1 protein-coding gene is annotated in these 821 nt (G+C 47.3%); it reads right to left on the bottom strand.

Annotated features, from left to right (window positions below):
* The coding region (locus tag QQK09_RS19285) for a hypothetical protein (protein ID WP_284205866.1) at window positions 1-821 on the bottom strand (821 nt) is incomplete at both ends.

Here is an 821-nt window from a genome sequence, read left to right as displayed (position 1 = left end):
CGCTTTGATCAACAGGCCCTGTGATCGTCAGCTCGTATGAACCATCGGTCGCGATAACCACCGTCATCACAGTTGCGCCCGCACTGTCGAGTACGGTTAAGGTATCGCCTGCTACCGTAAAGGTCGTCGCTGCACCATTACTGGTAATACCTGTTAAGCCTGGTTGTGCTGTTTGGAATACAATAGTCGCGATTTCATCGGCGCCAACATCTAATGGGATCTGTCCATTCACCACGTTAATGGCAGCCGATTCGTTAATGGTAACGCCCGTTATATCTTCACCAAACACAGCGTCAGCGCCATCGGTAATAATGATATCGACATTAGCGGGTTTATCTAGATCATCACCATCGGTATCAATCGCTTGTACTGGCACATTAATATGTAAGTCATCACCGTCAAAGGTGACATAACCACCATCACTTGACCCATTATGATCTAACGGGACATTCTGCGTAATGGTTACTGTGACGTTGATATCTTGACCTTGCTGCGCACCCGATAAGGCAACGGTTACTGCAATTTCACCATTTAATAAACCAACAAGATTACCATCACCATCGACGCTAAAGGTCAGCGGTTGACCGCCAGAACTGAGTTCGTTTTGTAGTTCAGTGATTAGATCTGCTTGTAAATCGGGATCAATTTTAACCGAATCGGCTACAAGGCGGTCTTCACCTGCCGCAATCACAAAGGCGCCAGATTTTATCGCTGGGTAACTGGTGTCAGTATCACCAACATTAACGCCATCACCTGCCGTGTCTAAATCCCCTTCGGTCAGTACTACTGTACCTTGATCATCACCGTCAGCATTGGTGCCA

The organism is Psychromonas marina (assembly GCF_030161115.1).
GTDB classification, from domain to species: domain Bacteria; phylum Pseudomonadota; class Gammaproteobacteria; order Enterobacterales; family Psychromonadaceae; genus Psychromonas; species Psychromonas marina.
Note: the sequence above shows the minus strand (reverse complement) of the source record. Positions and strands in the feature narration are given on the sequence as shown.